The sequence below is a fragment of the Pedobacter sp. AK017 genome (assembly GCF_014200825.1).
GTDB lineage: Bacteria > Bacteroidota > Bacteroidia > Sphingobacteriales > Sphingobacteriaceae > Pedobacter > Pedobacter heparinus.
Genome location: NZ_JACHCW010000005.1, coordinates 263063 through 280320, shown reverse-complemented (window position 1 = coordinate 280320; position 17258 = coordinate 263063). Strand labels below are relative to the sequence as shown.

The window sequence follows — 17258 nt, the reverse complement described above, 5'->3', positions numbered from 1 at the left end:
TCATTTTAAATGAAGAATAAAATAGAGGTATTACAGGATAAGATTAAACAAGCTCATGCTGGTGGCGGTGCTGCAAGGATTGATAGTCAACATAAAAAAGGGAAATTAACAGCCAGGGAAAGGATCCATTTTTTAATGGATGAAAACTCTTTTGAAGAGATTGGAATGATGGTTACCCATAGAAGCACCGATTTTGGAATGGAATCTGAAAAATATCTGGGTGATGGTGTGGTAACAGGCTATGGCAATATTAATGGCCGCCTGGTTTATGTATTCTCACAGGATTTTACCGTATTTGGTGGCTCATTATCTGAAACTCATGCCGAAAAGATCTGTAAAATTATGGACATGGCCATGAAAAATGGGGCACCGGTTATTGGCTTAAATGACAGTGGTGGTGCACGCATACAGGAAGGTGTGGTTTCATTGGGCGGATATGCCGATATATTTTACAAGAACGTTCAGGCTTCAGGAGTAGTGCCCCAGCTGTCTGCCATTATGGGGCCCTGTGCCGGGGGTGCTGTATATTCCCCGGCCATTACAGATTTTATTTTAATGGTTGAAAATACTTCTTACATGTTTGTTACGGGGCCAAATGTGGTTAAAACGGTAACCCATGAAGAAGTAAGCGCTGAAGAACTTGGAGGGGCATCTGCACATGCAACTAAATCTGGTGTAACGCATTTTGCATGCGCAAATGAACTGGATGCCATTGATCATGTTAAAAGGTTACTGAGCTATATGCCGCAAAACTGCGAGGAAATTCCGGCCCGGCTGCCTTATGAAGCAACAGACGAAAACAGGGCAGTGTTGAACGACATCATGCCCCAAAATGCCAATCAGCCCTATGATGTAAGGGGTATAATTGCAGAAACAGCAGATAGCGAGAGTTTTTTAGAAGTGCATGCCGCTTATGCAGAGAACATAGTAGTCGGTTTTGCCCGTTTAGCAGGCAGAAGTATCGGTATTGTAGCCAACCAACCGGCTTATCTTGCCGGGGTTTTAGACAACCACGCCTCTGCCAAAGCCGCAAGGTTTGTACGCTTTTGCGACTGTTTTAATATCCCTCTGCTTGTTTTTGAAGATGTACCAGGTTTTTTACCGGGAACGGATCAGGAATGGAATGGCATCATTAACAATGGGGCTAAGCTACTTTATGCCTTTAGTGAGGCCACAGTGCCCCGTATTACCGTAATTACAAGAAAAGCTTATGGCGGTGCTTACGATGTAATGAACTCCAAGCATATTGGTGCCGATTTAAATTATGCCTGGCCAACTGCTGAAATAGCAGTTATGGGTGCAAAAGGGGCTGCTGAAATTATCTTTAAAAAAGAGATCAGCACAGCTGAAAAGCCTGAAGAAAAATGGCTGGAGAAAGAAAAACTTTATTCGGACACTTTTGCCAATCCTTACCGCGCAGCAGAACGGGGATTTATAGATGAGGTGATAGAACCCGCTCAAACCAGGAATAAGCTGATCAAGGCTTTTAAAATGTTAGAAAACAAGGTGGTGAACAACCCCCGTAAAAAACACGGAAATATCCCTTTATAATGGAGCTGAAACGGTCTGATGTTTTATTGATGGCCTTTTGCACAGGGCTTATTGTTGCCAATATTTACTATTGCCAGCCATTGGTCATACTGGTAGCCCGTGAGTTTAACCTGACAGAAAGTTATGCCGGCCGGATCACCTATCTGACACAGGCCGGCTATGCACTGGGCCTGTTCTTAATTGTCCCGCTGGGTGACATGTTTGAACGCCGCAGACAAATACTGCTGATTACAGCTATAGCTATAGCCGCATTGTTGCTGGCAGCGCTTGCTCATACTTTCCTGCTGTTGCAGGTGGCCTGCGTATTAATTGGGGCCAGTTCCATCATCCCACAGTTAATTTTACCGATGGCGGCCAACCTCAGCTCCGATGAAAAAAGGGGTCAGACAATTGGTGTGATCATGAGCGGCTTGCTGATAGGGATACTTGCATCCAGGGCATTGAGTGGTAGTGTGGGGTATTTATGGGGCTGGCGTACCATGTATTTTATTGCCGCAGGTATCTGCTCGCTCCTTTTATTATTAATGGCCAAACGCTTTCCGCAAAGCAGACCAGCTTTTAATGGTAGCTACAAAGCACTGATGTTATCCATGTGGCATTATATCAAAACACAACCTGTTCTTCGTGAAGCCTCAATTATTAATTTTTTGGCTTTTGCTATACTTAGTGGCTTCTGGACTACTATGGTATTGTTCCTGGCCAATCCGCCTTTTGGTTTTCAAAGTCTGCAGATCGGCTTATTTGGCATTGCAGGTGCTGCCGGGGCCATGGCTGCTCCATTGGTAGGTAAACTGAGCACTGGTAAAAATCCGCGCAAAAACCTCTTAACAGGACTTATTTTACAGTTAATCAGTATTGCTGCCTTTTATTTTACTGGCAGCCATCTATATCTGTTTGTTGCCGGAATAATTTTGATTGACATAGGGCAACAGGCCATTCATGTTACCAACCAAACCAGGATTTATGCATTGGTTCCCGAAGCACGCAACCGACTGAATACTATTTTTATGTCTGTCAGTTTTGTCGGTGCATCAGTTGGCTCAGCATTTGGCTTATGGCTATGGGAAAAAGGCCAGTGGCCATTATTTTGTCTGGGCACGGCTTTGGTTGTTGGGTTAAATATATTAATTTACAATTTTTACAGCCACAAGCTTAAAACCTGACCATGGAGACCCTGCAGATTGAACAGATCAGATTCGATTTAACCTGGCGCATCAGACATGAGGTAATGTATCCCGACTTGCCCTATGAGGTGATTAAACTGGAAGATGATCCAAACGGTATACATTTTGGCCTGTTTGTTGATGGTCTGCTAACCGCTGTGGTTTCCCTCTTTAATGAAGGTAAAGTGTACCGGTTCAGAAAATTTGCAACAATCGTTAGCGCACAGGGCAAAGGCTATGGGACATTTCTGTTAAAACACATCATCAGTTATGTAAAACTTATGGGTGCCGAAAAACTCTGGTGTAATTCCCGGCTGTCGGCGGCAAACTTTTACAGCAAATTTGGCTTTGTGCAAACGGATCAGCGATCTGTGAGCAAGGAGATCGACTTTGTCATTATGGAGTTACAACTTGACAATTAACCCGAGGCTTAATGCCCGATTTATATATTTGCTTATCTTAAATACAAAATAATGGCTAAAAAGAAAGACGACAAACAGAAGCATGTTGCTGTAGTTACTAAAAAATCGCTCCAGTTTTTTGAAGAATATATCAACAATCCTTCTCCTACAGGCTTTGAATATCCAGGCCAGAAATTATGGCTGGATTATTTAAAACCTTATATAGATGAAAGCTTTATAGACAACTATGGCACTGCTGTGGGCATAATTAATCCTAAAGCTGAATATAGGGTAGTTATCGAAGCACATGCAGATGAAATCTCCTGGTTTGTAAATTACATCACTGCTGATGGCCTTATTTACGTCATCCGTAATGGTGGCTCTGATCATCAGATTGCACCCTCTAAACGGGTTAATATCCATACAGATAAAGGAATGGTTAAAGCGGTGTTTGGCTGGCCTGCAATACATACCCGTAATGGCGGCGACAAAGAAGAGGCGCCTGCACTGAAAAATATATTCCTAGATTGTGGCTGCACCAGCAAGGAAGAAGTAGAAAAACTGGGTATCCATGTAGGATGTGTTATCACTTACGAAGACGAGTTCATGACATTGAACGACCGTTATTATGTGGGCAGGGCTTTAGATAACCGTGCAGGTGGGTTTATGATTGCCGAAGTTGCCCGTTTACTTAAAGAGAACAAGCAAAAATTACCCTTTGGTCTCTATATCGTAAACGCGGTACAGGAAGAGATCGGATTACGGGGAGCGGAAATGATTGCTGATAGCATTAAGCCACATGTTGCAATTATTACCGATGTAACACATGATACCACAACCCCAATGATCAATAAAATTACACAGGGCGACCTGGCCTGTGGTAAAGGACCTGTTGTTTCTTATGCACCTGCTGTTCAAACCAATCTGAACAAATTACTGATCGAGACCGCTGAGAAGAACAATATTCCTTTTCAACGCCAGGCTTCATCGCGCTCAACTGGTACCGATACAGATGCTTTTGCTTACTCTAACGGAGGTGTTCCTTCGGCTTTGATCTCACTACCGCTCAGGTATATGCATACAACTGTTGAAATGATCCATAAAGAAGATGTAGACAATGTGATCAGCCTGATCTATCACTCGCTGTTGAACATCAAAAAAGACCATGATTTCAGGTACTCAAAGTAATAAAAACCCTGGTATTTTATTTTCGTTACCCATAAAAGAATTCCTCCTATGAGCAATCAGTCAGCAAATTTTACAGCAAAGGTTAAAGCCGCTTATCAACCCACCGGATCTTATATTTACCTGGGTGCCGGCATATTAAATGGCGAGGTATTGGCCGAAGCTGAAGTAAACTTGTCGCTGCAGATGATGAACAGACATGGTCTGGTTGCCGGTGCAACCGGTACCGGAAAAACCCGGACATTACAGCTACTGGCCGAACAGTTATCGGATGCTGGTGTCCCTGTATTCATGCTGGACGTAAAGGGTGACCTTTCAGGATTAAATCAACCCGGGCCGATCAATCCTAAAATTGAAGAAAGGGCACAACAACTCAATAAGCCATTCTCCCCTGCTGGCTTTCCACTTGAACTATATTCCTTATCTGGTAAGCTTGGCGCACAGATGCGTGCAACCGTGCTGGAATTCGGCCCCACTTTGCTGGCAAAAATCCTGGACCTGAATGATACGCAAACAGGGGTTCTGGCAGTGATCTTCAAATATGCAGATGACAATAAAATGCCCGTTATAGATCTCAACGACCTCAAAAAACTGGTTTCTTATTTATCGGAAGGAGAAGGTGCCGAAGAGATCAAAGGTACATATGGAAAAATATCCTCGGCTACTTCAGGCACCATCTTAAGAAAGATTGTAGCCATAGAACAACAGGGGCTCGCTGCTATGTTTGGCGAACGTTCCTTTGACATTGAAGATCTTTTTGAAAAAATTGATGGTAAGGGAACCATCAGTCTGCTAAATATTTCTGATGTACAGAATCAGCCAGTATTGTATTCTACTTTTTTATTGAGCCTGCTGGCAGAAATATTCTATAGTATGCCTGAAGCAGGCGACCTTGACAAGCCCAAACTGGTTTTCTTTTTTGACGAGGCGCACCTGCTGTTCAAAAACTCTTCCAAAGCATTTTTAGAGCAGATTGAAACCATTATAAGATTAATCCGATCTAAAGGCATAGGTGTCTTCTTTTGTACCCAGGCACCCACAGATGTACCAGAAAGCGTATTGTCTCAGCTAGGGAACCGCATACAGCATGCCTTAAGAGTGTTTACCCCAAATGATGCAGATGCATTGAAAAAAACAGTCAATACTTATCCCAGATCAGACTTTTATAAGATCGATGAAATATTAACTGCTCTGGGAACAGGGCAGGCACTCATCACAGTATTAAACGAAAAAGGTATCCCTACAGAAGTGGTAGCAACCATGCTTACTCCGCCAAGGGCAATTATGGGGCCGTTAACAGCAGCAGCATATAACGACCTTATCCGGTCGAGTGCCATGACAGCAAAATATCAGGAAACGATTGACCCGGAAAGTGCTTACGAAATACTTACCAAAAGAATAAATGATAGATTGGCAGTACAGGATGAAACTGAAGAAACACAAACACCTGCAAAAGACGAAAAAAGTATCATAGAGAAAGTAATGGGCGCTACCATAACCCGACAGATAGGGAAAGAAATTGTGCGTGGTATATTTGGTATGCTTACTGGTAAAAAACCAAGAAGCGGAGGTAAAGGTATGTTTGGATTTTAAATAAAAAGCTACCTTTACTAAATCAAAAAATGTATTTTAGCGCACATAAAATATTACCTTACTACATTGAATATTAACCTAATTACTATTTTTATTGAATGAAACCTACCTTATTAATATTAGCAGCCGGTATGGCCAGCCGCTATGGCAGTATGAAACAAATTGATGGCTTTGGTCCAAACGGCGAAACCATTATCGACTATTCTATTTATGATGCAATAAAAGCCGGCTTTGGCAAAGTAGTATTCATTATTAAAGAAGAATTTGTAGATAATTTTAAGGCGATTTTTGAACCAAAACTTACAGGAAAAATTGAAACTGACTACGTATTCCAAAATTTCGATTTAAAGCAGTTTGGTATCGAAGAAGAAATTTACCGTGAAAAGCCATGGGGAACGGCACATGCCATTCTTTCTGCGAGAAAAGTAATCAAAGAACCATTTTGCGTAATCAATGCAGATGATTATTATGGCTTTGATGCTTTCAAAAAAATGGTAGATTTTTTAAATAATGAGGCTACAGACAGCAATTATTCTATTGTAGGTTATCAGATAGGAAAAACCTTATCAGACTTCGGATCAGTTTCCCGTGGTGTTTGTAAAACCAATGCTGCAGGTTATCTGGAAGAAATCACAGAACGCACCCAGGTTTATAAAAAAGGCGATGGTATCGTATATGAAGAAAACGGGGTAGAATATCCTTTAGAATTCAATACCCCTGTTTCTATGAACTTTTGGGGATTTACACCTGCTGTTTTTAAACTGACTGAGGATTTATTTAAAGTATTTGCTTTAGAAAATAAAGACAAGCCAAAAGCAGAATTCTTTATCCCCTTAATTGGAGAAAACCTGGTTAAAACCAACACGGCCAGTTTTAAAGTGATCCCAACAGATAACCAATGGTTTGGTGTAACCTACAAAGAAGACAAGCCTTTTGTGCAAAACAGCATAGACCAGCTGGTAAAAGACGGTACATATCCTGAAAATCTTTGGAATAATTAATACCTGATGATATAAAACAAAAGGCCCCGATCATTGTGATCGGGGCCTTTTGTTTTATATAGGATTAACAATTACTTTTTATCGTCTTTCACTTCTTCAAAATCTACATCTGTAACGTTATCACCACCATCGGCTGCCTGTTGTCCATCAGCATGTGCTTCAGCGCCAGCCTCTGGTTGTCCAGCATCCTGACCAGCTTTGTACATCTCTTCAGAAGCAGCGTTCCATGCATTCTGTAAAGCTTCCTGAGCAGCATCAATATCAGCAAAGTTTCTTGCTGCATGCGCATCTTTAAGTTTTTTCAAACCTTCCTCAATAGGTGCTTTTTTATCAGCAGAAAGTTTATCGCCAAATTCCTTTAATTGTTTCTCTGTAGAGAAGATTAAAGCATCAGCACTATTGATTTTTTCAGCTTCCTCTTTAGCAGCTTTGTCTGCATCAGCATTCTTTTCAGCTTCTTCCTTCATTCTCTTGATTTCTTCATCAGTCAAACCGGAAGAGGCCTCAATGCGGATTTTCTGCTCTTTACCAGTGGCTTTGTCTTTTGCACTTACGTGTAAAATACCATTGGCATCAATATCAAATGCGACTTCTACCTGAGGAACTCCACGCGGAGCTGGCGGAATACCGTCTAAGATGAAACGGCCAATTGTACGGTTCTGAGCAGCCATAGGGCGCTCACCCTGTAAAATATGTATCTCTACAGATGGCTGGTTATCAGCAGCAGTAGAAAAAGTTTCTGCTTTTTTAGAAGGGATAGTGGTATTGGCCTCAATTAATTTAGTCATTACACCACCCATGGTTTCAATACCTAATGAAAGTGGGGTAACATCTAATAACAATACATCTTTAACCTCTCCGGTCAAAACACCACCCTGAATTGCAGCACCAATAGCCACAACCTCATCAGGGTTTACACCTTTTGATGGTTCTTTGCCAAAGAATGCTTTAACCGCATCCTGGATAGCAGGAATACGTGTAGAACCACCCACAAGAATAATCTCATCAATATCACTTGTTTTTAAACCAGCATTTTTTAATGCAGACTTACAAGGATCAATTGTACGTTTGATCAGATCTCCGGCCAATTGCTCAAATTTAGCACGGCTTAGCGTTCTTACCAGGTGTTTAGGTCCTGTAGCATCAGCAGTAATATAAGGCAGATTGATTTCGGTTGAAGTGGTACTTGAAAGTTCAATCTTTGCTTTTTCAGCTGCTTCTTTCAAACGCTGTAAAGCCATTGGATCCTGGTGCAGGTCCATACCGTTCTCATTTTTAAATTCTTCAGCCAGCCATTCGATAATGATATGGTCAAAGTCATCACCACCTAAGTGCGTATCACCATCGGTAGATTTAACTTCAAATACACCATCACCCAATTCAAGTACTGAAACGTCATGTGTACCGCCACCGCAGTCAAACACAACAATTTTCATGTCCTTATGTGCTTTGTCCAAACCGTAGGCCAAAGCAGCAGCTGTAGGCTCATTGATGATACGTTTTACCGTTAAGCCTGCAATCTCACCAGCTTCTTTTGTTGCCTGGCGTTGCGCATCATTGAAATAAGCAGGAACCGTAATTACAGCTTCAGTCACTTCCTGGCCTAAAAAGTCTTCCGCAGTCTTCTTCATTTTTTGCAAGATCATGGCGGAAATTTCCTGCGGTGTATATTTACGGTCGTCAATCTCTACACGAGGTGTATTGTTGTCGCCCTTTACAACTTTATAAGGTACACGGCCAGCTTCTTTTGAAACTTCAGCAAAGCTGCTGCCCATAAAGCGCTTAATTGAATAAATTGTTTTTGTTGGGTTAGTGATGGCCTGACGTTTAGCCGGCTCACCTACCTTACGCTCACCATTCTCTGCAAATGCAACAATGGATGGCGTAGTACGTTTACCCTCACTGTTGGCTATAACTACAGGTTCGTTACCTTCCATTACGGCTACGCAAGAGTTTGTTGTTCCTAAGTCTATACCAATAATTTTTGACATGCTATTTATCTCTGTTTATGTTATGAAATCTTATTATTTAGTATCTGTTTAACAAGCAATGTGCCAATTGGTTTTTGGCAGAAAATATTACTTACAAAGAATAATTAAAGAAATTTATGGCCGAAAGCTGTTACAAAAATGTGACAGTATGACAGAAATCGGTCTTTAATACAATTTATCGAGCCCAAATAATCGTTCCAAATGATGATAGCCAATGCCGAAATAAGCTTTCGATTCCAGGATCTTTTGTTTGATCTCTGCTTTTCTGACGTCCCCATCTTTAGCAAAGGTATCTGAACCCGAGGTCCTGACTCCTACTACCAACACGTTCTTAGGCGTATGCGCATCAGAGATAAATTCAAACACCTTGGTTTTATAACCAAAGTACTCCATAATTAAAGCCCTGATCCCATCTGTTACCATCTCTGCCTGACGTTCCATGAAAATACCATATTTTGTTAAAAATGAAATTTCATTTTTCGATTTGTTCTTTTCCATTTCCCGTCTGATCTGCTTATGGCAGCATGGCGCCACAACAATCAGCCCTGCATTCGCCAGGATTCCTTTGTATATCGCATCATCTGTTGCTGTATCGCAGGCATGAAGGGCGATCAATAAGTCGATGGATTCAACCGCATAATCTGCTATCGTTCCCTGAACAAAATCAAGTTTATCAAATCCTGAACTTTCCGCGATTCTGTTACACAAAGCAACCAGATCTTCCCTGTATTCCAGCCCTGTTATTTTAGCATTTTGGTTTAGCACATGATGCAGATAGTCATATAAAGCAAAGGTCAGATATCCTTTACCCGAGCCCATGTCTACCACATTATTTACCTCTCCAGGTAACTCTCTCATGAGAGAACTCAGGATCTCTATGTACTGATTGATCTGACGATATTTATCCTGGGCATTTTTAAATACATTTCCGTCCGCGTCACTAATCCTCAGTTCTTGTAAATAAGTCTTTCCGGCAGGTACAATAATGCGTTTCTTTTCTTTATTATGAGCCAATGTGGGTTGTACTGCAGTTTTCACTGGTTTTTCCCTTAAAGCGATCAGTTGTTTCTTACCATATTCAAGGATCACTTCTTTTTCAGTCGTAAATAAAGTCGCAATTCTAAAGTCATTACTTATAAAATTGCCCATTAACATGATCCCTTCTGTTATCGGAAAATTTTTAATGATATCCCGGGTTTTATACCGATAAGTAAATGAAAGCATAGCTGTTCTTTTAATTTCAACCAGCCGCACATAGATATTCTTCAATTCTTTTTCATTCCCCTGGTAATTACCCATTGAAATTTTTACAAATACGCCGGCAGTGATGCTTTCCGAAAGCTGATCTTTAAATTGCTGTAAATGGACTTGATTGGACATGAAAATTGATTACCCCACAAAGATAGCCTTTTAGAAAAGGAATAGTAAATTCGCTTTATGCAATCCCTTTTTTTCATCACCATTCTTCCACCAAGCTCAGTCAGTAACGCTATCGATGAAATCAGGAAACAATGCGCATTGGATTATAAGGTTTATAGTGCACTTAAGCCGCCCGTACACATTACATTGATCCCTCCGTTCAACTTAGCGCCGGTGCTCGAACACAAATTAATCTCGAGCCTAGAACAGTGCAGAAATTTCCAGCCATTCGAACAAGAACTTAAGGACTATGCCGGGTTCTCACCCAGAGTCGTGTTCATCAACGCCTTAAAAAATCCTGGGATTACAGCCTTACATAAAATACTCAGGAAACACCTAAAAATATATCTGGAGAAAGACCCTGGCTCAATCAAGCCACACATCACTATTGCTTATAGAGACGTTGAACCAATTATTTACGAACAGATCATGGAAGCCTACAGCAAACGCCGTTTCAACGCTCATTTTACGGTCAGTAAATTTGCACTGTTAAAGCATGACGGGAAGAAGTGGAACCTATTCAGAGAATTTGAATCCAGACCACAGGAAGAACAATATAAAATGAACCTATAAAACAAAAAACCCTGACCAAATTCTGGTCGGGGTTTTCTTTATCAGGAATAAGAGAATAATTATTCGCCTTTATCTTCCGTTTTTTCTTCAGCTGCAGGCGCTTCAGGAGCCACTTCTTCTTTTACAGGCGCCTCTTCAGCTACAACCTCTGCTTTTTCTGCTTTAACAGCAGGTGCATCAGTTTTTTTAGCTTTGCTTCTGCCACGACGGGTTGTTTTCTTCTCAGCAGATTCTGCTTCTTTACCATAAACCTCATTGTAATCAACCAGTTCTATCAATGCCATCTCAGCATTATCTCCCAAACGGTTGTTTAATTTAATGATTCTGGTATAACCACCCGGACGGTTAGCTACTTTTGCAGCAATATCACGGAACAATTCAGTAACAGTTTCTTTATCTTGCAAATAACCAAATACAATACGACGTGAATGCGTAGTATCATTTTTAGATTTTGTAATGATCGGCTCAACATACATACGTAAAGCTTTAGCTTTTGCCAGTGTAGTAGAGATTCTCTTGTGTTTAATTAACGATGAAGCCATGTTAGCCAGCATCGCTTTACGATGTGAATCTGTTCTTCCTAAGTGATTTACTTTTTTACCGTGTCTCATTTTTTAATTTATTCAGTGTATACCGTCTCTTTGATTTTATCTGAGGGAATTATACACTATTAACAATATGTTATTTATTTTTTATACCTATTATTCTTCGTCCAGTTTAAACTTAGACAAGTTCATACCAAACGATAAACTTTTAGATTTAACAAGTTCCTGGATCTCAGTTAAGGATTTTTTACCGAAGTTTCTGAATTTCAACATATCAGCCACATCATAAGAAACCAGATCAGCAAGCGTACGGATATCAGCTGCCTTTAAGCAGTTCAATGCACGTACTGAAAGATCCAAATCAACCAATTCAGTTTTTAAGATCTTACGCATGTGCAAGATTTCCTCATCAACCTCTTTGGTCTCTTCTTTAGCTTGAGACTCCAATACCAAATTCTCATCAGAGAACAGCATAAAATGCTGGATTAAGATTTTCGCAGCTTCCTTTAATGCTTCTTCCGGATGGATTGAGCCATCCGTAGAGATATCCAATATTAATTTTTCATAATCTGTTTTCTGTTCAACACGATAGTTTTCTATCGTGTATTTTACATTTTTCATTGGCGTGAAAATCGAATCGATTGCGATCACACCAACAACAGCATCATTGATTTTATTCTCTTCTGCAGGTACATAACCACGTCCTTTATTAATGGTCAATTCCACTTCTAAAGTAACAGATTTCTCCATATTACAAATAACGAAATCAGGGTTAAGCACCTCGAAGTTATTAGAGAATTTAGTAATGTCGCCAGCAACAAACTGCTCCTGTCCATTAACTAAAATAAAAACTTTCTCTGAGTCACCGGCATCTCCTGATTTTTTAAAACGCACTTGTTTTAAATTAAGAATGATTTCTGTTAAATCTTCTACAACACCTTTTATGGTAGAAAACTCATGAGATACCCCTGAAAAACGAATACTTGTAATGGCATAACCTTCTAAAGAAGAAAGCAATATTCTTCTCAAGGCATTACCAATTGTTACACCGAAACCGGGCTCTAAAGGACGGAACTCAAATGTACCATCGAAATCAGTTGATTTCTGCATGATTACTTTATCGGGTTTCTGAAATGCTAAAATTGCCATTTATAATGTTTTTAGATCGTTATTAAAATTATGTAACGTAAAAAAGTTAACTGCTATAAAGCAGTTAACTAAATATATTACTTAGAGTATAACTCTACTATAAGATTTTCTTTGATATTTTCTGGTATCTCGTCGCGATTAGGATAAGCTAAAAACTTACCTGATAATTCACTTGCATTCCAGTCTAACCAATTGAATTTATTGATTACTCTGCCTGCTACCGAATTGGTAATAGCTTCTAAAGTTTTTGACTTTTGACGCACTGCGATAACATCACCAGCTTTCAATTGATAAGATGGAATATTTACTACTTCACCGTTAACTGTTACGTGTTTATGGCTAACTAACTGACGGGCAGCTGAACGTGTTGTAGCAATACCTAATCTGTAAACTGTGTTATCTAAACGAGCTTCTAATAATTGTAATAAGTTATCACCTGTAATACCACCACGTGAAGACGCTTTGGTAAATAAGTTACGGAACTGACGCTCTAATACACCATAAGTATATTTAACCTTCTGTTTCTCCATTAACTGTACAGCGTACTCTGACTGTTTTCCTCTTCTTTTTGAAGCACCGTGCTGCCCAGGAGGATAGTTTTTTCTGTCTAGTACTTTATCAGGGCCAAAAATTGGCTCTCTGAACTTACGGGCGATTTTGGACTTTGGTCCTGTATATCTTGCCATTGTTTTTTGTTTTAAAGTATCATGCAACCTTACGCTGCAGACTCTTAGCTTTAAAAATTAATAAATTAAACTCTTCTCTTCTTAGGAGGACGACATCCATTGTGTGGAAGCGGGGTAATATCTTTGATAGAGGTTACTTCTATACCTGAAACCTGCAATGTTCTAATTGCAGACTCACGACCAGAACCCGGACCTTTAACAAAAACATCTACTTTACGCAGCCCCAGATCAAATGCTACTTTACCGCAATCAGATGCAGCCTGACCTGCTGCATAAGGCGTGTTCTTTTTAGAACCTTTAAAGCCCATTTTACCTGCAGAAGACCATGAAATAGTTTGACCATTGTTATTTGTTAAGGTAACAATGATATTGTTAAAAGTAGCATTGATGTGTGCCTGACCAACAGGCTCAATAACAACAATACGCTTTTTGGTAACTTTTTTACTCTTAGCCATAATTATTATTCAGTACTAATTTTATTTAGTAGCTTTTTTCTTGTTTGCAACTGTTTTTCTCTTGCCTTTACGTGTACGAGAGTTGTTCTTAGTGCGCTGACCACGTACCGGCAAACCTTTTCTGTGACGTAAACCACGGTAACAACCGATATCCATTAAACGCTTAATGTTCAACTGAACTTCTGAACGTAAAGCACCTTCAACTTTTACTCCGTCGTTAATAATGGTACGAATTGCCGATAACTCATCATCAGACCAATCTTGTACTTTTTTGTTAAAATCGATACCTGCCTCCGTTAATATACGTTGCGCAGTTGCTCTTCCTACTCCGAAGATGTAGGTTAACCCGATCTCACCTCTTTTGTTTCTTGGTAAATCTATACCTGATATCCTTGCCATATTTGTATTTAGCGATTTTGATTTACGATCTTTTGATTTACGATTCACGATCAGGAAGCTGTGCAACCCAATTACGTAATCTTAATTCGTAAATCTAAAATCTAAAATTTAATTAACCTTGACGTTGCTTAAATTTAGGGTTCTTCTTGTTGATTACGTAAAGTTTACCTTTACGACGAATAACCTTGCAATCCGCACTACGTTTTTTAATTGATGACCTAACTTTCATTTTATTTGTATCTATAAGTAATCCTGCCCTTTGATAAATCGTAAGGCGACATCTCTAATTTGACTTTGTCCCCCGGTAAAATTTTGATATAATGCATCCTCATTTTTCCAGAGATATGAGCAATAATCTCATGACCATTTTCCAGTTCTACACGGAACATGGCATTCGATAATGCTTCCCTTATTACACCGTCTTGTTCAATTGAGGCTTGTTTAGCCATATAATATTGATTTTTACTTAATTAGCTGTTGTTCAACAGGGATGCAAAATTAAATAAAAAAATTTAATTATTTACTTTTTTTCTTTAAAACTTCTTCAATGAATGAAAAGGTTGATAAAACATCTGCATTCCCCTTTTTAACCGCAACAGTATGCTCAAAATGTGCCGATGGCTTATTGTCCTTACTGGTTACCGTCCATCCATCAGACCAAAATTTAACTCCTGCTGTACCTGCATTGATCATCGGCTCTATCGCAATCACCATTCCCTCTTCCAGTTTAATTCCACTTCCCCTTTTGCCATAATTAGGCACCTCGGGCTTTTCGTGTAATTTAACTCCAACACCATGACCAACCAATTCTCTCACTACTCCAAATCCATTTGCCTCTGCATAAGCTTGTACTGCAAATCCCACATCACCAATTCTCGAACCAACCACAGCCTTTTCTATAGCCAGTTTCAGACATTCCTGTGTTACTTCCACAAGTTTCTGACGCTCGCTATCGATCTCTCCAATAGAAAAAGTGTATGCCGAATCCCCAAAAAAATCATTCTTGATCACACCACAATCTACAGAGATCAAATCTCCTTCCTGAATTACATAATCCCCCGGAAATCCATGAACAACCTGTTCGTTTGGTGAAATACATAAAGAATAAGGAAATCCATTATAATTTAAAAAAGCAGGGATCGCACCATGGTCTTTTATAAATGTCTCAGCCAGATCATTAAGCTTCTTTGTTGTTACTCCCGGACCAATGACCTTAGCAACTTCAGCTAAGGTCTTTGATACCAGCAAAGAACTTTCTCTTATTAACTCTATCTCTTCCGGAGATTTGTAATAGATTTTAGACATTGTATTTACTAAATCACAGCATTGCTACCACTCGCTGCAGGAATTCCCGTACGACCAGTAACCCTACCTGTTTTCATTAATCCATCGTAATGACGCATTAATAAATAACTCTCAATCTGTTGTAAGGTATCTAGAACAACCCCTACCAGAATCAGCAAAGACGTTCCTCCATAAAAATGTGCAAACTCAGATTTAATCCCAAATTTAACTGCAATAGAAGGAAGAATTGCAATGATCGCCAGGAAAATTGCTCCTGGAAAGGTGATCTTGGAAATCACATCATCAATAAATGATGAAGTAGATAAACCCGGTTTTATGCCCGGTATAAACCCACCATTCTTTTTCATGTCATCAGACATCTGAGTAGGATTAACTGTAATCGCAGTATAGAAAAATGTAAATGCAATAATTAAAAATGCAAACGTTAAACTATAGGCCAAAGAAGTATAATCACTAAACTGAATCAGCCAGGTATTCTGCAAGGATGGAAAAAATCCTGTCAAAGTTGCGGGAATAAACATTAATGCCTGGGCAAAAATGATCGGCATCACACCAGCAGCATTTACTTTTAAAGGTATATACTGCCTAACCCCACCGAACTGTCTGTTGCCTACAATCCTTTTCGCATATTGTACAGGCACTTTACGAACGCCCTGTACAATCATGATCGTAAACATTACAACAGCAAAAAGCGCAACAATCTCAACAACCAGGGCAATTAAGCCCCCGTCACCTACAAACCTTGAACTGATCTCCTGTTGCAGCGCAATAGGCAAACGGGCAATAATACCAACCATAATGATCAGTGATATACCATTACCAATACCTTTGTCAGTGATTTTCTCACCTAACCACATTACAAATAATGTACCTGCAGATAAAACAAATGTTGCAAGCACAAAAAATAAGGTGTGGTCTATAATGATAGCCTCAGCTGGAACCTGTGTTTTAACATAACCCACAGCCTGAACAGCTGTAATGGCTACGGTTAAATAACGGGTAATCTGATTGAGTTTCTTTCTTCCGCTCTCACCTTCCTTTTGCATCTTCTGAAAAGAAGGAACCGCAATACCTAATAGCTGAACTACAATAGAGGCAGAAATATAAGGCATAACACCCAAGGCCAGGATAGATACCCGGGAAAATGATCCTCCGGCAAACATATCCAACAGACCTAAAATGCCAGACTTCGTATTATCGCCTAAAAGTGTTGCATCTACACCTGGTAATACCACATGAGATACAAACCTATAAACTAAAAGAATCATGAGCGTAAAAATAATACGCTCTTTCAATTCTTGAATTTTCCAAATATTACTTAAAGTAGTAAACAGCTTCTTCATTAATTACAATTTTTCGATTGAGCCTCCAACAGCCTCAATAGCTTTTTGTGCAGTTGCAGAAAAAGCATGTGCTTTAACTTCTATCTTAGATTTAACTTCACCGCGACCTAAAATCTTAACCAGATCGTTTTTAGATGCTAAACCATGTTGTTGTAAGGCAGCAAAATCTATGCTTGTTAAGTTAAACTTCTCAGCCAATCCTTGTAACACATCTAAATTTACACCTACGTATTCAACACGGTTAATAGGTTTGAAACCTACTTTAGGTACACGACGCTGTAATGGCATCTGACCGCCTTCAAATCCAACCTTGGTTGAATGTCCTGAACGTGATCCGGCCCCTTTATGACCACGGGTGGAAGTACCGCCACGACCAGAACCGGTACCACGACCAATTCTCTTACTATTTTTAGTAGAACCTGCTGCAGGTTTTAAATTACTTAAGTTCATTTCTTGAAACTTATTGTGTTGCCCTTCGCTTTCACTAATCAGGGTCAAC

General features: G+C 39.8%; 19 protein-coding genes. 7 read left to right on the top strand and 12 right to left on the bottom strand.

The features are described from left to right. Window positions 1-9 precede the first annotated feature (9 nt). The 6 genes from HDC92_RS09355 (at window position 10) to HDC92_RS09330 (ending at window position 6894) form a co-directional block, all read left to right on the top strand. Window positions 10-1551, top strand: coding sequence for an acyl-CoA carboxylase subunit beta (locus HDC92_RS09355; RefSeq protein ID WP_183873994.1), 1542 nt, complete (start codon window positions 10-12; stop codon window positions 1549-1551). After that, entirely contained in the window at window positions 1551-2714 is a 1164-nt protein-coding gene (locus tag HDC92_RS09350) for an MFS transporter (RefSeq protein ID WP_183873992.1), read from the top strand. The genes HDC92_RS09355 and HDC92_RS09350 overlap by 1 nt, the downstream gene beginning before the upstream one ends. Before the next feature lie 2 nt (window positions 2715-2716). Beyond that, window positions 2717-3136, top strand: a complete 420-nt coding sequence (locus tag HDC92_RS09345; RefSeq protein ID WP_012780805.1) for a GNAT family N-acetyltransferase — start codon at window positions 2717-2719, stop codon at window positions 3134-3136. Window positions 3137-3187: 51 nt separating this feature from the next. Next, window positions 3188-4303 (top strand): M42 family metallopeptidase, encoded by a 1116-nt coding sequence (locus tag HDC92_RS09340; protein WP_012780804.1) that lies wholly within the window; start codon window positions 3188-3190, stop codon window positions 4301-4303. A 48-nt stretch (window positions 4304-4351) separates the two neighbouring features. Next, window positions 4352-5893 carry a helicase HerA-like domain-containing protein gene (locus HDC92_RS09335; RefSeq protein WP_183873990.1) on the top strand — a complete coding sequence of 514 codons (1542 nt, stop codon included), beginning with the start codon at window positions 4352-4354 and terminating at the stop codon, window positions 5891-5893. A gap of 98 nt (window positions 5894-5991) precedes the next feature. After that, window positions 5992-6894 (top strand): NDP-sugar synthase, encoded by a 903-nt coding sequence (locus HDC92_RS09330; RefSeq protein ID WP_012780802.1) that lies wholly within the window; start codon window positions 5992-5994, stop codon window positions 6892-6894. Window positions 6895-6965: 71 nt separating this feature from the next. Here the strand turns inward: HDC92_RS09330 and dnaK are convergent, their stop codons facing one another. Together dnaK and HDC92_RS09320 are read right to left on the bottom strand one after the other, a co-directional pair. Next, window positions 6966-8885, bottom strand: coding sequence for a molecular chaperone DnaK (gene dnaK, locus HDC92_RS09325; protein WP_183873988.1), 1920 nt, complete (start codon window positions 8883-8885; stop codon window positions 6966-6968). Window positions 8886-9050: 165 nt separating this feature from the next. Further along, a complete protein-coding gene (locus HDC92_RS09320; protein ID WP_183873986.1) occupies window positions 9051-10265 on the bottom strand; it encodes a class I SAM-dependent methyltransferase in 1215 nt (404 codons plus the stop codon). Window positions 10266-10322: 57 nt separating this feature from the next. Here HDC92_RS09320 and HDC92_RS09315 point away from each other — a divergent pair, with 57 nt between their 5' ends. After that, window positions 10323-10877: a 2'-5' RNA ligase family protein gene (locus HDC92_RS09315; RefSeq protein WP_183873984.1), complete on the top strand. Its 555-nt coding sequence runs from the start codon at window positions 10323-10325 to the stop codon at window positions 10875-10877. A gap of 59 nt (window positions 10878-10936) precedes the next feature. On the opposite strand, the gene rplQ is transcribed toward HDC92_RS09315, so the two are convergent. The 10 genes from rplQ to rplO form a co-directional block, all read right to left on the bottom strand. Further along, on the bottom strand, window positions 10937-11488 hold the full coding sequence (gene rplQ, locus HDC92_RS09310; protein ID WP_012780798.1) for a 50S ribosomal protein L17: 552 nt from the start codon (window positions 11486-11488) through the stop codon (window positions 10937-10939). 90 nt (window positions 11489-11578) lie between these two features. After that, entirely contained in the window at window positions 11579-12571 is a 993-nt protein-coding gene (locus HDC92_RS09305; RefSeq protein WP_012780797.1) for a DNA-directed RNA polymerase subunit alpha, read from the bottom strand. A gap of 77 nt (window positions 12572-12648) precedes the next feature. Beyond that, on the bottom strand, window positions 12649-13257 hold the full coding sequence (gene rpsD / locus HDC92_RS09300; protein WP_012780796.1) for a 30S ribosomal protein S4: 609 nt from the start codon (window positions 13255-13257) through the stop codon (window positions 12649-12651). Window positions 13258-13322: 65 nt separating this feature from the next. Next, complete coding sequence (rpsK, locus tag HDC92_RS09295; protein WP_012780795.1) at window positions 13323-13712, bottom strand: 30S ribosomal protein S11; 390 nt, start codon at window positions 13710-13712, stop codon at window positions 13323-13325. Between the two features lie 21 nt (window positions 13713-13733). Then, the gene (gene rpsM / locus HDC92_RS09290) at window positions 13734-14111 is read right to left on the bottom strand and encodes a 30S ribosomal protein S13 (protein ID WP_012780794.1); all 378 of its coding nucleotides are present in this window, start codon (window positions 14109-14111) and stop codon (window positions 13734-13736) included. Between the two features lie 112 nt (window positions 14112-14223). Further along, entirely contained in the window at window positions 14224-14340 is a 117-nt protein-coding gene (gene ykgO / locus HDC92_RS09285) for a type B 50S ribosomal protein L36 (RefSeq protein ID WP_008244551.1), read from the bottom strand. Window position 14341: 1 nt separating this feature from the next. Beyond that, window positions 14342-14560 carry a translation initiation factor IF-1 gene (gene infA, locus HDC92_RS09280; protein ID WP_008244555.1) on the bottom strand — a complete coding sequence of 73 codons (219 nt, stop codon included), beginning with the start codon at window positions 14558-14560 and terminating at the stop codon, window positions 14342-14344. Window positions 14561-14627: 67 nt separating this feature from the next. After that, window positions 14628-15416, bottom strand: a complete 789-nt coding sequence (gene map, locus HDC92_RS09275; protein WP_012780793.1) for a type I methionyl aminopeptidase — start codon at window positions 15414-15416, stop codon at window positions 14628-14630. A gap of 8 nt (window positions 15417-15424) precedes the next feature. Continuing rightward, window positions 15425-16759 (bottom strand): preprotein translocase subunit SecY, encoded by a 1335-nt coding sequence (gene secY, locus HDC92_RS09270; protein WP_183873982.1) that lies wholly within the window; start codon window positions 16757-16759, stop codon window positions 15425-15427. Between the two features lie 3 nt (window positions 16760-16762). After that, on the bottom strand, window positions 16763-17209 hold the full coding sequence (gene rplO / locus HDC92_RS09265) for a 50S ribosomal protein L15 (RefSeq protein ID WP_183874116.1): 447 nt from the start codon (window positions 17207-17209) through the stop codon (window positions 16763-16765). Between the last annotated feature and the right edge of the window lie 49 nt (window positions 17210-17258).

Excerpts from the sequence above, each read along its gene's own strand:
- HDC92_RS09345 (WP_012780805.1), top strand. The coding sequence starts at position 2,717 with ATGGAGACCCTGCAGATTGAACAGATCAGATTCGATTTAACCTGGCGC.
- ykgO (WP_008244551.1), bottom strand. The coding sequence starts at position 14,340 with ATGAAAGTTAGGTCATCAATTAAAAAACGTAGTGCGGATTGCAAGGTT.
- rpsD (WP_012780796.1), bottom strand. The coding sequence starts at position 13,257 with ATGGCAAGATATACAGGACCAAAGTCCAAAATCGCCCGTAAGTTCAGA.
- HDC92_RS09305 (WP_012780797.1), bottom strand. The coding sequence starts at position 12,571 with ATGGCAATTTTAGCATTTCAGAAACCCGATAAAGTAATCATGCAGAAA.
- rplQ (WP_012780798.1), bottom strand. The coding sequence starts at position 11,488 with ATGAGACACGGTAAAAAAGTAAATCACTTAGGAAGAACAGATTCACAT.
- map (WP_012780793.1), bottom strand. The coding sequence starts at position 15,416 with ATGTCTAAAATCTATTACAAATCTCCGGAAGAGATAGAGTTAATAAGA.
- HDC92_RS09315 (WP_183873984.1), top strand. The coding sequence starts at position 10,323 with ATGCAATCCCTTTTTTTCATCACCATTCTTCCACCAAGCTCAGTCAGT.
- rpsM (WP_012780794.1), bottom strand. The coding sequence starts at position 14,111 with ATGGCAAGGATATCAGGTATAGATTTACCAAGAAACAAAAGAGGTGAG.
- HDC92_RS09340 (WP_012780804.1), top strand. The coding sequence starts at position 3,188 with ATGGCTAAAAAGAAAGACGACAAACAGAAGCATGTTGCTGTAGTTACT.
- HDC92_RS09355 (WP_183873994.1), top strand. The coding sequence starts at position 10 with ATGAAGAATAAAATAGAGGTATTACAGGATAAGATTAAACAAGCTCAT.
- secY (WP_183873982.1), bottom strand. The coding sequence starts at position 16,759 with ATGAAGAAGCTGTTTACTACTTTAAGTAATATTTGGAAAATTCAAGAA.
- HDC92_RS09320 (WP_183873986.1), bottom strand. The coding sequence starts at position 10,265 with ATGTCCAATCAAGTCCATTTACAGCAATTTAAAGATCAGCTTTCGGAA.
- infA (WP_008244555.1), bottom strand. The coding sequence starts at position 14,560 with ATGGCTAAACAAGCCTCAATTGAACAAGACGGTGTAATAAGGGAAGCA.
- HDC92_RS09350 (WP_183873992.1), top strand. The coding sequence starts at position 1,551 with ATGGAGCTGAAACGGTCTGATGTTTTATTGATGGCCTTTTGCACAGGG.
- rpsK (WP_012780795.1), bottom strand. The coding sequence starts at position 13,712 with ATGGCTAAGAGTAAAAAAGTTACCAAAAAGCGTATTGTTGTTATTGAG.
- HDC92_RS09330 (WP_012780802.1), top strand. The coding sequence starts at position 5,992 with ATGAAACCTACCTTATTAATATTAGCAGCCGGTATGGCCAGCCGCTAT.
- dnaK (WP_183873988.1), bottom strand. The coding sequence starts at position 8,885 with ATGTCAAAAATTATTGGTATAGACTTAGGAACAACAAACTCTTGCGTA.
- rplO (WP_183874116.1), bottom strand. The coding sequence starts at position 17,209 with ATGAACTTAAGTAATTTAAAACCTGCAGCAGGTTCTACTAAAAATAGT.
- HDC92_RS09335 (WP_183873990.1), top strand. The coding sequence starts at position 4,352 with ATGAGCAATCAGTCAGCAAATTTTACAGCAAAGGTTAAAGCCGCTTAT.